General features: G+C 52.4%; 14 protein-coding genes, 1 tRNA gene, 1 rRNA gene and 1 pseudogene. 9 read left to right on the forward strand and 8 right to left on the reverse strand.

The genetic code is table 11. The features are described from left to right. Positions 1 to 36: 36 nt before the first annotated feature. Positions 37 to 2,436: an anaerobic ribonucleoside-triphosphate reductase gene (gene nrdD / locus NBH13_RS06980; protein WP_144166007.1), complete on the reverse strand. Its 2,400-nt coding sequence runs from the start codon at positions 2,434 to 2,436 to the stop codon at positions 37 to 39. 324 nt (positions 2,437 to 2,760) lie between these two features. Here nrdD and xseA point away from each other — a divergent pair, with 324 nt between their 5' ends. The 3 genes from xseA (at position 2,761) to NBH13_RS06995 (ending at position 4,552) form a co-directional block, all read left to right on the forward strand. Beyond that, on the forward strand, positions 2,761 to 4,041 hold the full coding sequence (gene xseA / locus NBH13_RS06985; RefSeq protein ID WP_250779385.1) for an exodeoxyribonuclease VII large subunit: 1,281 nt from the start codon (positions 2,761 to 2,763) through the stop codon (positions 4,039 to 4,041). A 2-nt stretch (positions 4,042 to 4,043) separates the two neighbouring features. After that, a complete protein-coding gene (locus NBH13_RS06990) occupies positions 4,044 to 4,328 on the forward strand; it encodes an exodeoxyribonuclease VII small subunit (protein ID WP_003834114.1) in 285 nt (94 codons plus the stop codon). Positions 4,329 to 4,479: 151 nt separating this feature from the next. After that, positions 4,480 to 4,552, forward strand: a tRNA-Arg gene (locus NBH13_RS06995). A gap of 51 nt (positions 4,553 to 4,603) precedes the next feature. On the opposite strand, the gene NBH13_RS07000 is transcribed toward NBH13_RS06995, so the two are convergent. Continuing rightward, a complete protein-coding gene (locus NBH13_RS07000) occupies positions 4,604 to 5,701 on the reverse strand; it encodes an endonuclease/exonuclease/phosphatase family protein (RefSeq protein ID WP_144166003.1) in 1,098 nt (365 codons plus the stop codon). A gap of 313 nt (positions 5,702 to 6,014) precedes the next feature. On the opposite strand from NBH13_RS07000, the gene NBH13_RS07005 reads away from it, so the two are divergent. Further along, positions 6,015 to 6,689, forward strand: coding sequence for an ABC transporter ATP-binding protein (locus tag NBH13_RS07005; protein ID WP_144166001.1), 675 nt, complete (start codon positions 6,015 to 6,017; stop codon positions 6,687 to 6,689). A 68-nt stretch (positions 6,690 to 6,757) separates the two neighbouring features. Continuing rightward, complete coding sequence (locus NBH13_RS07010) at positions 6,758 to 9,094, forward strand: hypothetical protein (protein ID WP_250779387.1); 2,337 nt, start codon at positions 6,758 to 6,760, stop codon at positions 9,092 to 9,094. A 73-nt stretch (positions 9,095 to 9,167) separates the two neighbouring features. Here the strand turns inward: NBH13_RS07010 and rrf are convergent. The 4 genes and pseudogenes from rrf to NBH13_RS07030 all read right to left on the reverse strand — a co-directional run bounded on the left by rrf (position 9,168) and on the right by NBH13_RS07030 (position 11,537). Continuing rightward, positions 9,168 to 9,284: ribosomal RNA gene (rrf, locus tag NBH13_RS07015) — 5S ribosomal RNA — on the reverse strand. Positions 9,285 to 9,349: 65 nt separating this feature from the next. Beyond that, positions 9,350 to 9,491: pseudogene (locus tag NBH13_RS07020) on the reverse strand (Ppx/GppA family phosphatase); the annotation flags it as partial. 236 nt (positions 9,492 to 9,727) lie between these two features. Further along, positions 9,728 to 10,933, reverse strand: coding sequence for a pyridoxal phosphate-dependent aminotransferase (locus NBH13_RS07025; RefSeq protein WP_250779389.1), 1,206 nt, complete (start codon positions 10,931 to 10,933; stop codon positions 9,728 to 9,730). A gap of 130 nt (positions 10,934 to 11,063) precedes the next feature. Beyond that, the gene (locus NBH13_RS07030) at positions 11,064 to 11,537 is read right to left on the reverse strand and encodes a very short patch repair endonuclease (protein WP_099571432.1); all 474 of its coding nucleotides are present in this window, start codon (positions 11,535 to 11,537) and stop codon (positions 11,064 to 11,066) included. Between the two features lie 184 nt (positions 11,538 to 11,721). On the opposite strand from NBH13_RS07030, the gene NBH13_RS07035 reads away from it, so the two are divergent. Together NBH13_RS07035 and NBH13_RS07040 are read left to right on the forward strand one after the other, a co-directional pair. Then, positions 11,722 to 12,726: a Gfo/Idh/MocA family protein gene (locus tag NBH13_RS07035; protein ID WP_250779391.1), complete on the forward strand. Its 1,005-nt coding sequence runs from the start codon at positions 11,722 to 11,724 to the stop codon at positions 12,724 to 12,726. Positions 12,727 to 13,158: 432 nt separating this feature from the next. Further along, positions 13,159 to 14,913, forward strand: a complete 1,755-nt coding sequence (locus NBH13_RS07040) for a UvrD-helicase domain-containing protein (RefSeq protein ID WP_250779392.1) — start codon at positions 13,159 to 13,161, stop codon at positions 14,911 to 14,913. A gap of 615 nt (positions 14,914 to 15,528) precedes the next feature. Here the strand turns inward: NBH13_RS07040 and NBH13_RS07045 are convergent. Beyond that, positions 15,529 to 15,798, reverse strand: a complete 270-nt coding sequence (locus NBH13_RS07045) for a Txe/YoeB family addiction module toxin (protein WP_065440024.1) — start codon at positions 15,796 to 15,798, stop codon at positions 15,529 to 15,531. Then, the gene (locus NBH13_RS07050) at positions 15,798 to 16,067 is read right to left on the reverse strand and encodes a type II toxin-antitoxin system Phd/YefM family antitoxin (RefSeq protein WP_065440025.1); all 270 of its coding nucleotides are present in this window, start codon (positions 16,065 to 16,067) and stop codon (positions 15,798 to 15,800) included. The genes NBH13_RS07045 and NBH13_RS07050 overlap by 1 nt, the downstream gene beginning before the upstream one ends. A gap of 225 nt (positions 16,068 to 16,292) precedes the next feature. Here NBH13_RS07050 and NBH13_RS07055 point away from each other — a divergent pair, with 225 nt between their 5' ends. Further along, positions 16,293 to 18,944, forward strand: coding sequence for a DUF3427 domain-containing protein (locus tag NBH13_RS07055; protein WP_250779394.1), 2,652 nt, complete (start codon positions 16,293 to 16,295; stop codon positions 18,942 to 18,944). 138 nt (positions 18,945 to 19,082) lie between these two features. Continuing rightward, complete coding sequence (locus tag NBH13_RS07060; RefSeq protein ID WP_250779396.1) at positions 19,083 to 20,390, forward strand: DUF6880 family protein; 1,308 nt, start codon at positions 19,083 to 19,085, stop codon at positions 20,388 to 20,390. Positions 20,391 to 20,651: the final 261 nt, after the last annotated feature.

The raw sequence follows: 20,651 nt of genomic DNA on the forward strand, positions 1-20,651 counted from the left end.
TTCATATTTCGTTTATGCTTGCTGCCAATGCGGCCCTTACTTGGCTTCCTCGAACCATTCACGTTCGGAACCGTCACTCAAGGTGACACGACCGGTTTCGCCGCTCATATGCTTGACGCGGTGCGCGATCTCCTCGTGACGTCCGTGCACCATCGGGCGCTGCACCGGGTTGCCCAAGTAGCCGCAGGTACGCTTAGTCACGTTGCAGTGGTCCGGATCGGAGTTGCCGCACTCCGGGCACTTGAAGCCTTCCTCAGTGGGCTCGAAGTCGCCTTGGAATCCGCAATCGTAGCAGCGGTCGATCGGCGTGTTCGTACCCAGGTAGCCGATGCCGATGTTGTAAGCGTAATCCCACACCGCTTCAAGTGCCTTGGGGTTGGACTGCAGGCACGGGAACTCGCAGTAGTTGATGAAGCCGCCGGACGCGTAGTACGGGAAGTCCTTCTCGTAGTTGAGCTTTTCCATTGGGGTTGGCTGCAGCCAGACCGGATAGTGGAAGGAGTTGGTATAGAAGTCGTGGTCGGTCACGCCTTCCACTTCGCCGAACTTCTCATGGTCCATACGGTTGAAGCGGTCGGTGAGGGATTCGGCCGGCGTGGAGTACACGGAATAGTGGTAGCCTTCCGCGTCGCTCCATTCCTTGCACAGCTCGTTCATGCGCTTGACGATGGACAGCGCGAATTCCTTGCCCTGCGGATCCCAGCCGTGATCACGCATCCAGTTCTTGCCGTAGAACACACTGGTCGCCTCATACAGGCCAATGTAGCCCAAGGAAACGGTGGCACGTTCGTTGCGGAACAGTTGGTCGACGCTGTCGTTGGCGCCGAGGCGACCGAAGGCTCCGAAACGGAACAGGGTCGGCGCATTGACCGGCGCGGCCTGCTTACAACGCATGATACGGAATTGCAATGCCTGATGAGCCACGGCCATACGCTCGTCGAAGATCTTCCAGAAGCGATCCTTGTCGCCGTGGGATTCCAGTGCGATACGCGGAACGTTTACGGTGACGACGCCAAGGTTCATGCGTCCGTCTTCCACGTCCTTGCCGGTCGCCGGATCAATCCAACCCTGCAAGAAGGAACGGCATCCCATCGGGGCTTTGAAGGAGCCGGTGATCTTCACGATGTTCTCGTAGAAGATCACGTCCGGATACATGCGCTTGGTGGCGCATTCGAGGGCGAGCTGCTTCAGATCGTAGTTCGGATCGCCCGGATCGGCGTTCACACCATGCTTGATGGTGAACACGAGCTTCGGGAAAATGGCGGTGTGGTGTTCGGAACCGAGGCCGCGGATACGGTTCAGGAAGATGGCACGCTGAATCTCGCGGGCGAACCAGTCGGTGCCCAAACCGAAGCCAACGGTCACGAACGGGGTCTGGCCGTTCGACACACGATTGGAGTTGATCTGGTATTCCATGGTCTGCATGGCGTCGTAGATGGCCTTGCGGGTCTGGATCTTCGCCCACACCTCGCGCAGCTGCTGCAAACGACTGGCATCCTTGTTAAACGGCTCGTCCATCGGCAGGGCCGGACGGTCCTTTTCGAAATGCAGACGCTTCGGTTCGACATCCTTGGCCAAGCGTACCTGGCGTTCGGCGATTTCAATCGGCAGGTCGTCAGGCATGATCTCATGGGCCTGCTCAAGGAATTTATCGTAATCTTTCCTGGCATATTCAACGAAGTGCTCATCGGCACGGTTGGCGGTCTGGCCACCATATTGGCTGGAAGCCACGTCCTTCATGATCTGGGTAATCTGCGTGGCAGCGATGGAAATGCTGTTCGGCGATCCCATCGGCGCGTTGCCGAGGGTGAAGCCGTTGGCGAGCATATCCCAATAGTTCGGCAGAGAGCAGTTGGATTGTGCGGTGAACGGCGAGTAGTCGGCGTCGTGGAAATGGATGTCACCCTTCATATGGGCGTTGGAAACCGCGTCCGGCAGCATGGAGAAGGCGGACGCCTTGGACACCGCACCCGCCAGCAGATCGCGCTGGGTGGAGTAGACGTTGGAATCCTTGTTGGCGTTCTCACGCACCAGAGCCTCGTCACGGTTCACCAGACGCTTGACGGCTTCGTTGATGTCGGTGGCCTTGGCACGTTCGATGTCTTTGTTCAGACGGTAGTTGGTGTACGTGCGCGCCACATCGTACAGGTGGTCTTCGATCAGGCCGTGTTCAACGAGATTCTGGATGTCTTCGATCTTGGCGGGACCGTTGTAACGATCCTTGATTTCAGCTTCGACCTGATTGGCGATATCACGGATCAGCTGTTCCTCCTGCGGCCCGATCTTCTTATCAAGGTCGGCGAAGGCTGACTTCACCGCGCTGATGATGTTGATCGGATCGAAGTCGACCACACGACCGTCGCGCTTCTCGACGAGCACCTTACCGGTTCCCGTTTTAACGGTTGCGGAGACGGCATTCAGAGCCTGCGTTTCCATTCATCATCCTTTCCGGGTCGAATCCCATCCGACCAGGTTTTCATGCTTTGTTTCGCATGCCATACGTTTTCTACGTCCATAGACTCTACGCCATAGCCAGCACTAAATGTAGTAGAGGCGCGCCGGCAGTAAAACTATATATTCCATTTTTGGCTTGATTCCGCCATTCCTTAACTTGTGTGACAAAGGTAACGATTTCACCTCGGAGTGTCGCCCGAGTGTCGATTTGACGCACCCGCCGAAGAGGGACTATACAAGGCGGGGTACCCTCACGCGATTCGAACATGTGTTTCATTTGTCCGCAAGATGATGGAATCTTGAACCATGACTTGGAACCAGGATTACACACCCCCGGCGGCGCAGCCGAACAGCAAACCGCTGCCGCGACTGGCCGGCGAAACCACTGCTGACAACCCCTGGCCGGTAAGTCTGCTCAGCGAGAAATTCCATATGGCCGTTGAACGGTGGCCATCGGTTTGGGTATCCGGGCAGATCACACAGATCAACACCAGACGCCAAGGCAGCGCCTACATCACGTTGCGCGACGATTATCAAGACATTGCGTTGGAGGTCAACGGCTTCGGACAGTTCGCCGCAGCGGCCACGCCTTTTGTACAGGGTGATCGCGTCATCATCCATGGCAAACCGAATCTGTGGATGAAACGCACGTCACTGTCTTTACGTGGCGACGCCATTATCGCAGCCGGCGCGGGTGGCAGTCTGAAGGCCATGATCGACGAATTACGCAAGAAGCTTAAAGGCGAAGGATTGTTCGATGCCGACCGCAAGCAGCCTCTGCCGGAGTTTCCGCATTGCATCGGTCTGATTTGCGCTCCGCAGGCCCGCGCGGAAGGCGATGTCATCACCAACGTGAGATTGCGTTGGCCTGTCGTCGACTTCAAAGTAACGCATGTGCACGTGCAGGGTGAGCAGTGCCCTTCCGATGTGACCAAAGCGATCGCACAGATGGACGCCGATCCCGACGTCGATGTAATCATTGTGGCCCGTGGCGGCGGTGCTTTTGAGGATCTGATCGGATTTTCCGACGAAGACGTGGTGCGTGCCGCGGCAGCCGCTCATACGCCTCTGATTTCCGCGATCGGCCATGAAGATGATTGGACATTGCTTGATTTGGTCGCCGACTTGCGAGCATCCACCCCAACGGATGCGGCAAAGAAAGTCGTGCCAGACGTTCGTGAGCAGATGCAACTCATCAATGTGAACATCGAGCGCATGCGCATGCGCATCGACGCCACCGTCAACAATGAAACAAGACTGATTGAAGGCTATGCGAACCGTCCAAGTCTCACACAGCCACTCACCATGCTGGAACCGTATCAGCGTCTTATCGACGATGCAAGGACCCGCATGAGAATCGGCTTGACACGCATTCTCGACGACGCAAGTCTCACCATCGAAAAAACGCACGCCTCACTGACCGCGCTCAGCCCGCAATCCACCCTCAACCGAGGCTATGCCGTGGTGCAGGGAGCGGACGGTCACGTAATCGACGATGCGAATGCCGTAAACACCGGCGATCAGCTCACCATGACATTGAAGCACGGCGTGATCGTGTCCGAAGTCACCACCGTAACGAAGGAGTAGCAATGACCAACGAAACCACCCCCGCATCCAGCCTGACCGACAAGGAACGCGAAGCCATCGCACAAATGCCTTACGAAGAGGCTCGAGATCAGCTCATTCAGGCCGTGCAGGCACTTGAGGCCGGCGGACTCAACCTTGACCAGTCCATGCGCCAGTGGGAGCTTGGCGAAGCCCTCGCCAAGCGCGCTCAAAGTTTGCTCGGCGAAGTGCGTGCCAAGCTTGACGCAGCCCAAGCGGAACAGGCCACTGCGGCCAATACCGCTGGAACGCAAGACAATCTGGCCTGAAAATCTCAAAAATACCGTCAATATAGCATTTTCATGACTGTGCGCCACACGTTTTACAAGGCGTTATATGGCGTACAGTCATGCAGAAATTTCGGATTTCTTCATTTCGGCACCACACTCGTCCGGATGGTGTGTAGAATGAAGATTCGTTGCCTCAGTAGCTCAGTGGATAGAGCACTTCTCTCCTAAAGAAGGTGTCGTAGGTTCGATTCCTATCTGGGGCACTTTGTTTTATGCGGATACGCAGCCGATACGTAGTTGCGCCGGCACTCTTCTCACACGTCGAATTGCACGGTTGCCAGCAACGCCTTGTGATCACTTCCGTCGATTTTCAACGATCTGACCCGACCTGCCAACATGTCGGAATCCAATACGATATGGTCAATGCCCGCAAACGTCGGCACATAATCGATATTCGCAGGCCACGTGAATACCAATCCCCCGGCCGCTTGTTTGGCCGCATCCGCGAACCGTGTTCCCAAGAAATTACGGAACGGTGCATGATCGTCGGTCGCGTTGAAATCGCCCATGAACACGTACCTACGAGACGTATCGTACCGGAGTCGACCAAGCTCATCCAATGAACGCTTCCACTGCTGCCAATATCCATCGGTCGGAGACGTGGTATGCACCGAAACGAAACGGATCTGCGTCTGACCATCATTGAATGCAACCGTGGCTCCTGGCATGAACGACGCGCTCGAATCAACATCATCATCAGCTGGATCAACAAGCGGACCCGCCGACCACAAACCATTGCCATACACGCCGTCTGAACTCGCAACCTGCGCATACGGCAGCAAATCGCCAATACCAGCCTTGTTCAACTCGTCCACGAAAGCATCGGTCGTTTCTTGCAATGCCAGCACTTCCACACGCTCGCTACGCACCACATCGACAATTTCCTGCGCGTCGGCACGACCCTTAAACACATTGCATGTCATCAAACGAGCATAATCATCCTGCGTATTGGCGGACGCTCCCGAAACCGCTGCAATCGCGGCACGCGGAAGCTTCGTTTCATTGTAGAAAAACGGATACTGCCACCATACTTGCAACGCGATCGCCGCAATCGCCAGCAATACCGACATTGTTCGTTTCGAGACAATACCGCAAATCAGCGCAATCACTGCAAGAATCGCAAACCAAGGCACCAACGAAACGATAATGGGAACATACGGCCACGCCTGAATCTCAGCAGGCAGTATGTGCGAAACAGTGCCCAGCAAAGCTGCAATCGACAGAATGCCAGCCAGAAAACCGCATATGATATTGCGCACGCGATGCGACTTAGTTTTCTTCAACGTGCGAATAGGCTTAACAGCCTTCGCCTGCGCCGTACGCGGTTTCGTAGGCGTACCAGACCGTGCCATACATCCTCCAACATGGGCATTGCGTTCCATCAGTCAATACATCAATCATCAAATCAGCCATCAAAACCGAGTTCATGACGAACGCCATCGGCAATAGTGCGGCTTCATAGTACCCAACTTCCACATTCGCTGGCAAATAGTCGCAATCGTCTCCATAAATTTAACGAAAAACAATCGAAACACAAAAATCACCATCTTGCCCCCAACCATTAAATGCTATTATGCTGGACACATAAGAAATCGTAACTAATGGGGGTACGACGCCTTACGCAAGAGCAATGGCTGCCCATGTATACCGAGAGGGGGCTATACCATGCTGGAACTTGACCACGTGGGGTTTTCGTATGGAAAACGTCTGATTTTAGACAATGCGAGCGCATTATTCAAAGAAAGTTCGACAACGGCAATAATGGGACCTTCCGGCTCAGGAAAGACCACTTTGCTGCGTTTGATGGACGGTTCTTTACAACCAGACACTGGCTCCGTCACCATTGATGGCGCAAATGTCAATTCCATTGATCGAAAAAATCTTCTCGGATCTTTATGCATGCGCATATTTCAGGATTACAGGCTCATTCCATATCTTGACGTGCGAGAAAACATCATGTTGGCGTTTGAAGCGGCGCATAAGGACCTCGGACAAACCAAGATTAAGAAAACTTCCCGCACTGAAAACAACACAATCGATAACTTGCTTGAAGAAGTGCATTTAGCAGGCTATGCAAACCATTTGGCTGACCAATTGTCAGGAGGAGAGCAGCAACGTGTGGCCATCGCACGCGCGATCGCCATGAAACCACGTGTGATTCTCGCGGATGAACCCACTGGCGCGCTTGATGAGGAAAATACGCAGGCAATCGCAACATTGCTTTCAGATATTGCCCACAAAGAGCGATCCATTGTCATAATCGCAACGCATGACGCTACGGTCGCACAGCACAGTGACCGCATTGTGCGCATTCAGGACCACAAGTTGGTGGAGCAATGAATGGCATGCCTTGCCACAGCACTGGAATCACGAAGCACGTTACCTCTGGATATTTGAGATTCCATCCGATGCTCACCATCTCACTCTTTGTGGTGGCATTATTGTCGGCGATGCTACCCGCGGTGGCCTTAAACAGCTTGAATCTATACGTACAGGCCGCCAAAGAAGGCGCAGCAGGTCAATCCGGAGGGTACACGTACCAAATTTCAGGAGGCAGCAACGATGTAGCCGAAGAACTCAGGCAACAAGTCCAAAACGGTAAGGCCATCGGCGTCAAATCCACACAAGGATCAGTAGGCATCACCTCCGCCAGCGGCTCTTCACGAAACACCATCGCAGACATAACTTTCCTAACAGGCCCCTCACGATATGGCACGCTCATCGAAGGGCATCAGCCGTCGCAAAAAAACGAAATCTCCCTGTCTCGGGCCGCAGCTGAACAAATTGACGCCCAGCTGGGAGATATAGTCACCGTGCAATGTGACGATTCCACATTATCAAGCGACTATAAGCTCATTGGCATCACCGTCGATGCTGCGAACACCAACACCGTGTACGCAACAGCAGTGTCTTCCAAAGACAATCTCCAAAACATACAAATGTGGCTCACCGACGATGACGCTACTGTAAATCAGGGAGAAGTCGCAAAAGAGAGCGCAACCAACAATGTCAATATCGGATACATCAAATCGACAATACGAAATGCCGAAGAAACGGTTCGTACTCGCGATCTGCCAGGATGCCAATGGTACGGAATAGTTCTGTTCCTTTGCTTGCTGTGCGTACATATCGCAGTAATGACGGCATTCTTCCGAGCAGGTCAGTGTTCCGGAGATGCTGTGGTAGAAGCTCTGGTAGCTTGCGGTTTCCCCCTCACCACCAGCAGATGGACAGTGTTCCGAGGATTGCTTATTTGCACAATACCTGGAGCCGCAATCGGCATCGCAGCCGGATATGCGGTATTCGGTCTTAGTTACAGGACCATAGGCAGCATATTCGCCCAATATTGGGAATGGCAACCATCCGCAACTTCCCTGCTGTCCATCTTTTTTGTCGCAGCGATTTTGCTGTGCTCGCTATGCTTGACATGGTTGGTTTTGTTCTTCCGCATGTCCTTTAAGCATGACATCACAACCAGAAACGCATTATGGTACATCATTCTTTCCTCGGCCGTTCTGCTGTTTTCTTGTGTGGCGATAGAACGTTATCATGCAGCCGCATGGCCGTTTGGCGGATCAGTGGGCTCGATCATGGGGGCTTGCGCTCTGGGACCTCTGCTCCTTTCACTACCTTGGCTTTTCCGCACGCCAGCACAATGCAGTGCGATAGAACGTACACGAAGTTTGTCTGCCCCAGTATGCGCATTGGCACTCTTATTGTTAGGTGCCAGCTCATTGTTTAGCGGGCAAATGATGATAGCGACAGGCAATTCGGATAACGGGCTGTTCATCGCCGATTATTTGACTCAGGATGACTTGAACTATCTTGTCGGCAAATATCCCGAAACTCTAGACAAAGCCATCGTGCTCACGGCACCGGATGAATCCCGGTACCTGGTCCGCGCCGCGACTTCCCATGCTTACGATTGCGTCATTCAACATGGCTCCGACGATGCGGATTGCTACTCAGATTCCGATAATGAAACCACTGTCATGCTTGTTGATAGCAACTCATCTTTAGCCGGTAAAACCAACGACGTTCATATTACTGAAAGCGGCAACACTGGCATCATTCTCATCGATCCCGCAACCCAAAAAATAACTCAAGCAGCACAAGTATCCACCGAGGGCACCGACTCGCTGCTCAATGATTACACCATGCCCGGCGTGGTTCTTGGAATCGACTCACCACAGGCAAAAACGCTTGGCCTTACGCCAAGCAACCGGCATACTCTCATCATGACCGATTTCCCGTCAATCGCTTCCGGCGTTCGCGATTCAATCCGATCCGACATCATTAACCGTTGCGGGTATGCATTCATTACCGAACACGACACCACCTCTTACCGCTCCTACGTGGCACGTGCCATTGCCATACCAGCTTTGGCTACAATTATCAGCGGCCTGACATTCGCCGCATTGGCCATATCAACACGTCAAACGCAGTCAACATTACGCTGGACGCTTCAAGAATTCGGTGCATCACGATTCCAGCTCATGCGTTTGTTCAGACCTTTAGGAATAACCATGTCGTTGGGATCAACCATAGCCGTATTCCTGGGGTGGCTGGGCTCGCATCCTTGGATTATTGCGCCCGCGAACGAATTCGGCACCACAGGCTGGTGGTGGCTCATACCATTACCTGTCATTTTTGTTGAAACGGCATTGTTCTGTTGGTGGTTTTCGCTGCCTGAGCGCCGCAATCAGCGACCACTGGATTCGCCTTCGCACATAACCGGAGCATAATTGGACTTGGGCGAATCACGTAACGAAAAATCCCGAGGAGCGATGCTCGACTCGGGATTCAAAAAAAGTTTAAGTGCGGCGACGTGCTACTCTCCCACACCCTCTCGAGTGCAGTACCATCGCCGTGCTAGGCCTTAGCTTCCGGGTTCGGAATGGGACCGGGCGTCTCACCTAGGCTCTGATCACCGCAAGATGAAATAATACGCACACATGCCTCAATCACCAAATCACGGCGTGTCGCAACACGTTTGACCACATCAGCCGCGCCGTGCTTTTAGCGCTTGCCTCAGGTTCAGGGCGAGCTCCGGAAGCCGCGTCAACGATGAGCATGTGTACAGTTATTCGAACCAATATCAAGCACGCCGAGTCGCGTGGCATACGAATGCAAATCGACCATGATTCAACAGCATAGTTACCGAAGCGTTTAACATGTTGCGCGACATGCCATTGACAACCTTCGCTTTTTTCTTATCTCAAGTCAGGAAGAAAAGGGTGCTTACCCCTCTTATAGGGCGGAAACAATGATTGCAATCAACAGAAAAAACATATACAAAAGACGGTTCCACACGATGTTTCCATCGCACGGAACCGTCTTCACCGCAAAAACAACAGTCTCAACAAGCCATGCAGGAATCAGCCGCGAAGCTTGCTAACGAAATCGCCAAGCCGCTTCAAACCTTCACGCAACGCCTCGCGCGAGGCCGCATACGACAATCGCACATGCGTGTCCGCGGTCGCCTCGCCGAAATCACGACCAGGCGTCAACGCGATATGCGCTTCCTTCAGCGCGCGCTCACAGAACGTCCACGCGTCAAGACCAGTGCTGGAAATATTGAAATACGCATAGAACGCGCCATTCGGCTCAACCTCCAGCGGCAGACCGATCTCAGCCAATCCGTCGACCACAATGCGACGACGATCCAGCAACTCCTGACGACGTTCCTCGCACACGGCCAACGTTTCCGGAGTGAAGCACGCGAGCGCCGCATGCTGGGTGGGAGTATGCGCGCATAGGAAGAAGTTGGTGGCGAGGTCGTCCATGGCTTCGAGCGCGTATTCAGGCACGACCATCCAACCGAGGCGCCAGCCGGTCATGCCGAAGAACTTGGAGAAGCTGGAGCATACGATGGCGTCCGGATCGCAGGCGAGCACGGATTTCACGTCGGAGCCGTCCGGTTCGCGGTCGGCTAGGTCAAGGTAGGTTTCGTCGACGATGCGCCATGCGCCGCGTTCTTTCGCCAGATCGCACACGGATTTCAGGGTGTCGAAGGCGATGGTGGTACCGGTCGGGTTCGACGGCGAGGTGATCATCACCGCTTTGGTGCGATCCGACCAGTATTCGCGGCATAGTTCCGGTGTGAGATGGAATCGGGTGTCCGCGTTCGTTGGCACGTCCACGACTTTGCCTCCGAATGCGCGGACCAGTTCGCGATTGCACGGGTACGACGGGTCGGCGATCAACACTTCGTCATCCTCGTTCACCGTCAATGCGGCGGCAAGCAGCAGTGCCGTGGAACCTCCGGCCGTGATTGCAATACGTTTCGGATCGACGCTCACATGGTGGCGTTCCTTGTAGAAATCGGAAATCGCCTGACGTAATTCCGGCAAGCCCATTGCAGCGGTATAGGGCAATGGACGGCCATCATACTGTTCGCGCATCGCATCACGCACTGCAGGTGGAGCGCCGAAATCCGGCTCCCCCAAGCTCAACTTGACCACATCGGTGCCTGCGGCGATCATCTCGTCGGCCATCGCGCCAAACACCATGGCACGGAACGGATTAGCAATCTGGGCGCGGTGCGACATCTGCGGCAGCGCGCTGTTCTCAGCATTTCCCATAGTTAGTTTGTATTCTTCAGACGCGACAAATCGCAAACACCGTCTCGCCGCCATTACGCTCGTTTTGAAAACAGAAAATCACATGTCACGGAAAGCTGGAACCACGAGCATCATGTTCCAGCGGCAAGAATCACGCTTCGACGATTTCGCAGTACAGTCTCTCCAACCGTTCCTCACGCACTTTTTTGGCGAGCTCGCATTCCCACACCACGATCACTTTCCAGCCCATCGCTTCAAGTTCGGCATGCTGTCTGACATCTCGTTCGTGGTTGCGCAGCAGTTTCGCACTCCAGAATTCCACATTCGATTTCGGTACGCGGGTGGCTTTCGGGCAGTTTTCATGCATATGCCAGAAACAGCCGTTGATGAACACCATCGTACGGTATTTCGGCAACACCACGTCGGGATGCCCCGGATACCGCTTGTCGTTTTTACGGAATCGTAGGCCTTTCGAAAAAAGAAAACTGCGTACCATCATTTCGATGGAGGTGTCTTTGCCTCGAATATGCGACATGATGTAACTTCTCGTGCCACGCTCGTATTTCTCTTTTTTTGCGGATTTCCGAGGTTTTCCGGTCTTCTTAATTTGTTCCTGCGCTGCCACAGCACACCATTATGGCAAGATCCGGCAAAATACGGCAAATCAGAAAAGCATCCGGACGAACGCGTGCAAGTGCGATGCGGATCAACGCGCGTTGCGATCACACATGGCGTACGCTGGAACTTGCAACGCAGCAATATAAATGAATCAACACTGTTCAGACAGTTTACGAAAGATGGGGTTTGATATGGCTCGTATTCGTGTTGCGATTCTCGGCGCAGGCCGGATCGCACAGCATATGGCTGACACGTTGGTGAAAATGGCCGCGGACAGTCGTTATGCGGATTTGGTGGAACCGTATGCTGTCGCCGCACGAGATGCGGGACGTGCGGCTGATTTCGCCGCGAAATACGGTTTTCCAGTTTCATACGGTTCATATGAGGAACTTGTGGCCGATCCAAACGTGGACTTGGTGTACATCGCTACGCCGCACAATCTTCATGCGGAACAAGCGATATTGTGCATGAAAGCCGGCAAGGGTGTGCTGGTGGAGAAAGCATTCGGCGCGAATGCGGCACAGGCCCGTAAGATGATATCCGTTTCCAAGGAAACCGGCATGCTATGCACAGAAGCGATTTGGACGCGATACATGCCATCTCGCGCCATTATCGATAAGATTCTCACTTCCGGTGCGATTGGTGAAATACAGGCGATCGATGCGAACCTGTGTTATCCCACCACCGCGAAGGCACGAATCACCGATCCCGCGCTTGCCGGTGGCGCATTGTTGGATGTTGGCGTATATCCAATCAATTTCATCGACATGATCATGCATAATGCGCCGATCGCTCGCATTGAATCGTCGATGCGAGCGTACGAAACCGGCGTGGATGCTCATAATTCCATGACGTTCTATTACGAGAACGGCGTGATGGCGACCGCGCAAAGTTCGATTCTATGCCATAGCGACCGCATGGGATCCGTGTGGGGAACCGATGGCTATATGGCGTGCCAGAACATTAATAACGTTGAGGCGATTGACGTGTATGACGGCAATCATGCGGTTGTTGCGCATTATGACGTTCCCTCCCAGCTCACCGGCTATGAGTACGAGGTGGCGGCCGCCGCACAGGCCGTAATCGACGGTCGCATCGAATGCGAGGAAATGCCCCACGCCGACACCCTACGCATTATGGAACTCATGGACTCGCTGCGCAACGATTGGGGGCTGGCGTACCCGTTCGAGCGTTGAGTTTGAACATTACGTTCAAATATTGACTTCAGCGTCGGCAAATTTCGATTTCTTTGAACAGCCGACGCTGAGACATTCATCGGCAGCACATATAATTTCTCCTTGCATTGGTTGAGGAGGAACACTATGGGATTGCTGAGCAAGTTCATGAGCGCGCTTATTGGAGAACCATCTGTCTCCAGACCTGCGACTCAGCCCGTCCCCAGGCCCGCGCAGCAAAACGTTCCCAAGCCTACGCAACAGCAGACGACGCAACGCAAGTCCACTGCACAGCCACGTCAAACGCAACGGCCTACGCAGCCATCCCAATCATCACGCTTGGCGCGATCGTCATATCGCGCGAAAACACAAACCACAGCTCGCGATACTTCTGTCATAACGAATCGTTCGCGAGCGCGATCTCATGCCAATTCACAACCGGCGCAGAAACTTATGCCGCAACCAATGCTCCCTGCCGAGCAGATCGAACGGGCGCGAAATATTATCGGCAAAATCGAAAAGCATGAGTTAAGCGACGAGCAGATCAGCGCCATCGCCGGAGCTGGTCACAATACGCTGGTGCTTGCAGGTGCGGGAACCGGCAAAACCACTACTATCGTCGGCTATATCACATGGTTGCTGAACACAGGAACCGCTACTCCCGAAGAGATTCTGGTGCTATCATTCACCAAAGCTTCCGCCGACGAAATGTCGAGTCGCATCACGCAAAGCGCCGGCAAAGTCATTCGCGCATGCACATTCCATAGTCTCGGACTGGAAATCTGCCGTTCCTCCACTATTGCCAACCGTCCAATTATTGACGGGCGCACGTCAAACAATGTGGTGCGTAACGCATTTGAACACTTGCTTGAACACAATGTTTCCTATCGTCTTCTGGCATTTAAACTCATGTCGCAACAGTTGCTCGATAAATATTCCGCAGCTGCACGACTTGAGAATTTCCAGTTACCAACAGACGATTATGCGTTCAATCAATATCGGCAGAATCTTATCGATACCGCACAAACCATTATCCAGCATATGCGGTCAAACAATATTGACACTGCTGGAATGCAAGCTCTTAACGAACGTTATGGCGGTAAAAACATCGGCCGTAATCGTGAGATGCTACAGCTCATAGAACCGCTTTATCACGCCTATGTGCAGAATTTCGCAACCAATAATGGTATTGATTTTCCGGGAATGATCGTTGATGCCATCAGTTGCGTCAATAATGGCTCGTACCGTCATCCATATAAATATGTGCTGATTGACGAATATCAGGACATGTCACGACCGCGTTATGAGCTAATCCGCGCGCTTCGCTTGCAACATGATTTCTCATTGTTCTGCGTTGGCGACGATTGGCAGTCGATTTATCGTTTCGCAGGCAGCGACATTCATCTCATTCTCGATTTCGACCGAATTTGGCGCGACTGGGGTCCGACCCGCATGTTCCAAATCACCACCACACGGCGCTTCCGACAGAGTCTCATCGACGCAAGCGGAACATTCGTGATGCGCGACACCAATCTGTATGTCAAACACTTGCATAATCCCAGCGATAAGAAGGATTATTCGCTGAAAGCACTTGGCGGGCATACTGAGGAAGAACGATTCAATGCAATTGTCGAGCAGTTGCGTAAACTGCCGAAAACCGCGTCCGTACTATTGCTTGGCCGGTATCGCAGTGACATCAATCTCATGATTCGTTGCGATAAAGACGGTCTGTTCTCCATTGACCAGAGCATTGGGAATATTCGTTTTCTTGAAAAACCGGATATGGATATTCGTTTCATGACCGCTCATGCTTCCAAAGGATTGCAACGCGATTTCGTATTTCTGCTGTGCTGTTCCGGTGGATTGAAAGGTTTTCCAAGCACGATTCCCGAAGAGCCGCTGCTTGGTCTGCTACTGCCGGAAGTGGAGAGATGCCCACATGCGGAGGAACGGCGACTGTTTTACGTGGCGATGACCCGATGCAAGAAGAAACTGTTCTTCATCGTGGATCAGACCCGCCCATCGCGATTCATGTATGAATTGCATAGCAAGATCTGCCCGAACATTTTCCGAGGAGTCAAACTTCCTCCACAATGCCCGAATTGCGGCGAAGCCCTAAGTTTGCGGCACAATCGCAACGATCCGAACCGCTCATTCTACGGATGCACCGGCTTCCCGAACTGCCGCTACACCCAACAAGCAAAATAAGCGTGACATACGTGATGTGAAAGTTTTTGCTTCCAAAGATCATCTCCAGCTCTTCGCCAATGTCTGCATGCCCTATACTGTGCGCGTAACGCACGTTGCTTCATTGGTTGAGGTTAAGGAAAGGTAATGATCAGGTTTGCCGATTTCGAGGATCTGCCCGAGTCCTGAAGGTTCTATTCCGGCAACACCGGTCGAAAGGCCGTAGTCCGCTGGAGGGACGCTGACTGGATCCTGAAATTCCCTGGTCCGACGGGAAAGCTCTAAAGCTCCGCACCCTCTTACGCCACGGCCCCCATATCGGAGTTCTTGGGATCGCAAATATACGGACTGAAGTACATCCCCTCCGGACAGGACAGCGATTGCATCGCAGCCTCACTCCGCTTCATGGACCGGTTCAGCTTGGAAGCTTGTTGTGATTTCGTGGATTCCACCCGGACCAGGCTCTTGGGATCCTGGTTCTTCCGGAAGGATTCCGCGAATATCACAAAGCAGTGCTCTCCTATCGGCACGAGCATGCATTCATGCCCGTCCGGAAGGAGCTCTACTGATTTCTTGAGCCCCGCTTTGCGTGATGAACCTCCCGACCTCACGATTCACCCATTTTGTGAGGTCGGATCATGACCATTCTTTACTGTAGTGGCTTTTGGCGGAGAGAATGGTGATGCCATCATCGTCGATTGTGTAGACGAGCCTGTTCGCCGAGTCGATTCTACGTGACCATGCTCCTTGAAGAGCCCATTTAAGAGGTTCGGGTTTGCCGATGCCCTCAGCAGGCGATCGCATGGCATCTTTTATCAGCAAGTTGATTCGCTTGAAAGTTTTGGGATCCTGCCTCTGCCAGTACAGATAGTCATCCCATGCGTCTTCCGTCCACGAGAGAATCACTATTCCCCCTCTTGCTCGATCAGGTCATGACGAATAGTCTGCCTTGACTTAACTTGAGCCAATCCCCTTTGTACCTTGTCCATAAGGTAAGGATTCTCATAGATATGCAGCGTCTCCATAAGAGAGTCGTAGTCACTAGCACTCATTACGACGATATTGTCTTTCGGGTCTGAATTCGTAACGAGGATCGCGTCGGCATCCTCGTTTGCCTTCCTCATGTAGGACTTAAGTTCCTTGCGAAAATTACTGTATGCGATTGCTGTAACCATTACCCATAACCTCCTATGATTGTACAAGATATTGTACCACTTTATTTGTTACCGAAAAATTCACAACGCCAAGAAACTTCGCCACCTTTTATGTTGTTTCAATCTTTTGGGCCTGGCGCAATCACCCCCGTTGTATCCTGGATCTGATTTTCCGACAAGAAAGGAAGCCATGACGCCACGTAAGATCATCAATGTTTTGGTAGTTCGAATCTCACCATTAACGCGTTGAATTCCAATCGCGAGTGGAACTTGAAAGTCGCCACCGCAGACAATAGCGGTCTCGCGGAGCAGCTCGCAGCGGAAATCGATTTGCAAATCAGCGAATCCAAGCCGCTCACCGACGCTTGGCTTGCATTATACGAGGAAGATTTCAAGAAATACGCACCGCCTCGTCAGCCGAATCGCAGGCAGAACAACGATTCCGACGCAGCCATCACCCCGAATGCCATGCAGGTCGAAGCGTTGATGAATCTTGTGCAACTGCGCAAACAGGGCGAAAGCCGTGCGATTATTATTTCGGCAACGGGCACCGGCAAAACGTATCTGTCCGCATTCGACGTGCGCCAATATAAGCCGAATCGCATGCTGTACATCGCCCAGCAGGAACAAATTCTCAAAAAAGCGCGGGAATCATATCAGAAAGTGCTTCGTTGCACCGATGCTGAGCTTGGATTATTTTCCGGAACAAGTAAAGAGCATGATCGTAAATATGTGTTTGCCACTGTGCAAACCATGTCTCGTCCGGAAATTCTTGCACAATTCAGCAAAAACGATTTCGATTATATTTTGATCGACGAAGTTCACCATACCGCCGCGGATTCATATAAGAGAATTATTGATTATTTCACTCCTGATTTCATGCTTGGTATGACGGCAACGCCGGAACGTACTGACGGTGCGAATATTTTTGAATTATTTGGCAATAACGTTGCGTATGAGATTCGCTTGCAGAAGGCGCTTGAAGAGGATATGCTCTGCCCGTTCCACTATTACGGGGTTGGCGAATATATCAAGGAAGCGCCGGACGGCAAGTTTATGGGGCAGCAGGTTTCCGCTAATTCCATGACAGACAAGGATCGCACTGAGTTTTCCCGTTGGCTCGAACAGCTCACCGACCCTAATCGCGTGCGCTATATCATCGACAAAATCCAGATTTACAGCGAAGCCGGAACCGATGTGCGCGGTTTGATGTTCTGTTCTCGCCGTGATGAGGCGAAACGTCTGTCCGCCATGTTCAACGAGCAGGTGAATCAGCAGGCGGAACGACCGTATCGCACGAAAGCCATTACCGGCGAAAACTCGCAAGCTGAACGTGACGAAGCTGTCAAACAGCTGGAAAATGGCGAACTTGACTATATCTTCACCGTTGATTTATTCAATGAAGGTGTGGATATTCCTCATATCAACCAAATTGTTATGCTTCGTCAAACGCAGTCGAGCATTATTTTCACACAGCAGCTCGGCCGAGGTTTACGTAAGGCAAGCGGTAAAGATTCGGTTGTAGTGATTGATTTTATTGGCAATTACGCCAATAATTATTTGATTCCGATCGCATTGTATGGCAATACTGGCGATCGTGATGTGGCCCGTAAGAATCTTCAACGCGAGTCCATCGGCATTTCTTCGATCAGTTTCGATAAAATCGCCCGCGAGCGCGTGCTCGCTTCACTCGATACCGCTGATTTGTCGGATATGAAGCTGCTGAGCAAGCAGTATCAGCAGATGCGCTATGAGTTGGGTCGTATTCCGATGCTGATGGATTTCGCGCATCGCGATGCGTCTTTAGTGTTCACGTTGGCTTCGAAGAATAACGATTATCTGTCGTTCGTGGTCTCTCGTGAGAAGAGTCTGTCGCGCGGCAAGCATGCGTCGGCTTCGTATGTGGAGCAGCTTGAACCGGTGTCAAACGCGCAGTCTGGTGTGCTGAAAATGTTGACTGCGACTCAGTTGCGTGGTTTGCGCCCGCATGAGTCGTTGATTCTCGCTGTGCTCTGTGGTTTGGACTGGCATCATATTGATGCGGATTGTTCTGACGATGCGGCCGCATTATTCGAAAGTTTTTCCGCGCAGCACAGCCTAAGCCTGCCTGATTTGCAAACATTATTGTCTGCGCTGTTCCCTTATGCCGATAAGAGTATTCAGCAGTGTGATTCTGCTTTTTCCACGTTAGGTTATTCGTATTTCACGAGTGCGAATCGTACTCGTTTCGGCAATACTTCCTTGGTTTACATACATGATGATGGATCATACGTTTTGACTCAGGAATGCGAATCGATGCTCCAACATTCAACATTCCGCACGTTTTTCACGGACACTATCGAAGCTAGCTTGTTTAATGCTCTTGCACTGTCACGGGAGGCTCGCAAGCGTCGCGTTACGCCAGATCATGGGTTCATATATGGCGAGAAATACAGTCTCGCTGACGTCATGCAGCTATGCGCATGGAAGGATGAGCAGATTCCGCAGAACGTGGGCGGATATAAGCTTGACACCGATACGAATTCCTTGCCGATTTTCATTAAATATGAGGCAAGTCAGTATGGCGATCGTTTCTTGAATCCTGAAGAAATTGAATGGTTCAGCAAGAATAATCGTTCTTTGCGATCTCCTGAATTCAAATGGATGCTTGACGGCACGGAGCATGCGTCGGAATGGAGGAATCGTCATTTTATTCCCATTTTTATTCGCCGTAAAGTTGAGGAGAAGGAGAAATCCTACTATTATGTCGGTTCCGCAGTGGCCGTCAACGATGCGCACGAATCAGTGAATATTGCGGATGATAGCACCCAATCGAAAGTTGTGATCTCCACACTGAAACTCATAAAACCGGTTGATCCCGAACTCTACCGTCACCTCACCGGCAATGCCGCGTTCTAAGCTGTATCACTTCGACACGTGCAAAAAACATGCGCAACAACGGCAGCATGATATAGGCTGAATAAGGATATGTCTTGTTCCGCGAAGCGTCATCGCCAACACGGCACATGCAATCCACGTTTTGAGGAAAGGCATGCAATGAGCAACGAACACGGTAGGATCAATCGTCTGCAGGAAGTCGAAGATCTCACCGAGTACATCAACAATGGCTGGCTGCATTCCGGCGAATTCGACGGTCCCACGTTCCTATGGAATCATATGATCCGTGAAGCTAGTCAGGAAGACGCCGAAAACCGCAATAATGTGCCCGTAGCACAGCTTTCCGACGCGGACATGGCAATCAGCATGCCCATGCAGTGGTATTTCGATTCCATCGCCGCCATGGTGCCCACAGCCGAACGCACCGATACCGGTGTGGAAATTCCAAGAATTGACATGCCAACGTTCCATCTTGATTCGCAGGCGCTTTCCGGCGTGGACGCGGTGGTCGGCAATGCCATCGTAAGCACGCGCTGGCTGGATGCTGTCGGCAATCTCGCCAAGGCCGTGGAAATGACGGCTCGTTTCGTTGGCAATGTGGCCGACCGTGATAATGAGGGTTTCGACTATTTGAAAGATCTGATTCAGACCGTGCGTGTGTACATGGATGCGGTGGCATGCAATGCAGATCCCATGACCGGCGAGCAGGCGCTGAATATCATCACGCAAGTGGCTTGCAATGAGGATTTTCGACTCAACGCCATGCAAATGGTTGAACTACTTTCGTGCGGATTATCGTTCGCTCAGTGGGATGATACGCGCATGTTCGCTTACGACGCGTTGAATAAGGGCATTGCCACGATGAGTGATTTCGCCTCGTCTGCTTTGATGTTGTCAAACTCGACCGATGATTCTGACAGCCGCGACATGCAAACTGATTCGCAGTCTGTTGCGCAAGTGAAAAACGATTCGAGTTTGTTTGAAGATGCGGATGCTTTGTCTGCCGAAGATTTGAATAATCTTGCGATGCTTGATCCTGCTTTGCTTTCGGAAAAGGAGATTGCGCAGGCCGCGCAGAATCAGTTCGATCATGCCGTGCAGTTTTTGCGGCATGACTTGCTGCGAATTAGTGGTGATGTTGATGAGGCTGATCGTTTCCTGCGTGACAACCATACTTCCGAACCGCTCGCCGATGCGTATGCGGCACGTCTGATTGCTGCCGAGCGTTGGCAGGATCTGCTCAATTTTGTCGATCTGGTATTGCGAGACAAACCTAATCAGGTCACGATGATGTTCCCCGAAGAGGTAGTGCCCTACGAGTGGGAGACGATTCGAGAGGCCGCTTTGGAAGCACTAGGACGCCGCGACGAATTGATAGCGATGTATCAGGGACGTTTAGATGACACATATGACCCCAACACCGCACTCAATCATCTGAAATTGCATGCTTGGTTGGATAAGCAGTAGTCCGGATTCTTCCAGCGGGTGGTGGAAAACGCCCGCCAGCTAGCCTCCCCGCGTCCCGTTCCGTCCACCCGGTGGAGGAATCCTCCCGCCGGGAAGGCCCGTAAACCCGCAGACCAAAACGCGAGCGGATAAAAAAATGGGGGTTCCCGGAGCGTGACGCTCGACGGGAACCCCCTCAAGTAGAATGCGGCGGCGCGCTACTCTCCCACACCCTCTCGAGTGCAGTACCATCGCCGCAGCCAGGCCTTAGCTTCCGGGTTC

Source organism: Bifidobacterium intestinale (assembly GCF_023656765.1).
Classification (GTDB): domain Bacteria; phylum Actinomycetota; class Actinomycetes; order Actinomycetales; family Bifidobacteriaceae; genus Bifidobacterium; species Bifidobacterium hominis.

Excerpts from the sequence above, each read along its gene's own strand:
- nrdD (WP_144166007.1), bottom strand. The coding sequence starts at position 2,436 with ATGGAAACGCAGGCTCTGAATGCCGTCTCCGCAACCGTTAAAACGGGA.
- xseA (WP_250779385.1), top strand. The coding sequence starts at position 2,761 with ATGACTTGGAACCAGGATTACACACCCCCGGCGGCGCAGCCGAACAGC.
- NBH13_RS06990 (WP_003834114.1), top strand. The coding sequence starts at position 4,044 with ATGACCAACGAAACCACCCCCGCATCCAGCCTGACCGACAAGGAACGC.
- NBH13_RS07000 (WP_144166003.1), bottom strand. The coding sequence starts at position 5,701 with ATGGCACGGTCTGGTACGCCTACGAAACCGCGTACGGCGCAGGCGAAG.
- NBH13_RS07005 (WP_144166001.1), top strand. The coding sequence starts at position 6,015 with ATGCTGGAACTTGACCACGTGGGGTTTTCGTATGGAAAACGTCTGATT.
- NBH13_RS07010 (WP_250779387.1), top strand. The coding sequence starts at position 6,758 with ATGCTCACCATCTCACTCTTTGTGGTGGCATTATTGTCGGCGATGCTA.
- NBH13_RS07025 (WP_250779389.1), bottom strand. The coding sequence starts at position 10,933 with ATGGGAAATGCTGAGAACAGCGCGCTGCCGCAGATGTCGCACCGCGCC.
- NBH13_RS07035 (WP_250779391.1), top strand. The coding sequence starts at position 11,722 with ATGGCTCGTATTCGTGTTGCGATTCTCGGCGCAGGCCGGATCGCACAG.
- NBH13_RS07040 (WP_250779392.1), top strand. The coding sequence starts at position 13,159 with ATGCCGCAACCAATGCTCCCTGCCGAGCAGATCGAACGGGCGCGAAAT.
- NBH13_RS07050 (WP_065440025.1), bottom strand. The coding sequence starts at position 16,067 with ATGGTTACAGCAATCGCATACAGTAATTTTCGCAAGGAACTTAAGTCC.
- NBH13_RS07060 (WP_250779396.1), top strand. The coding sequence starts at position 19,083 with ATGAGCAACGAACACGGTAGGATCAATCGTCTGCAGGAAGTCGAAGAT.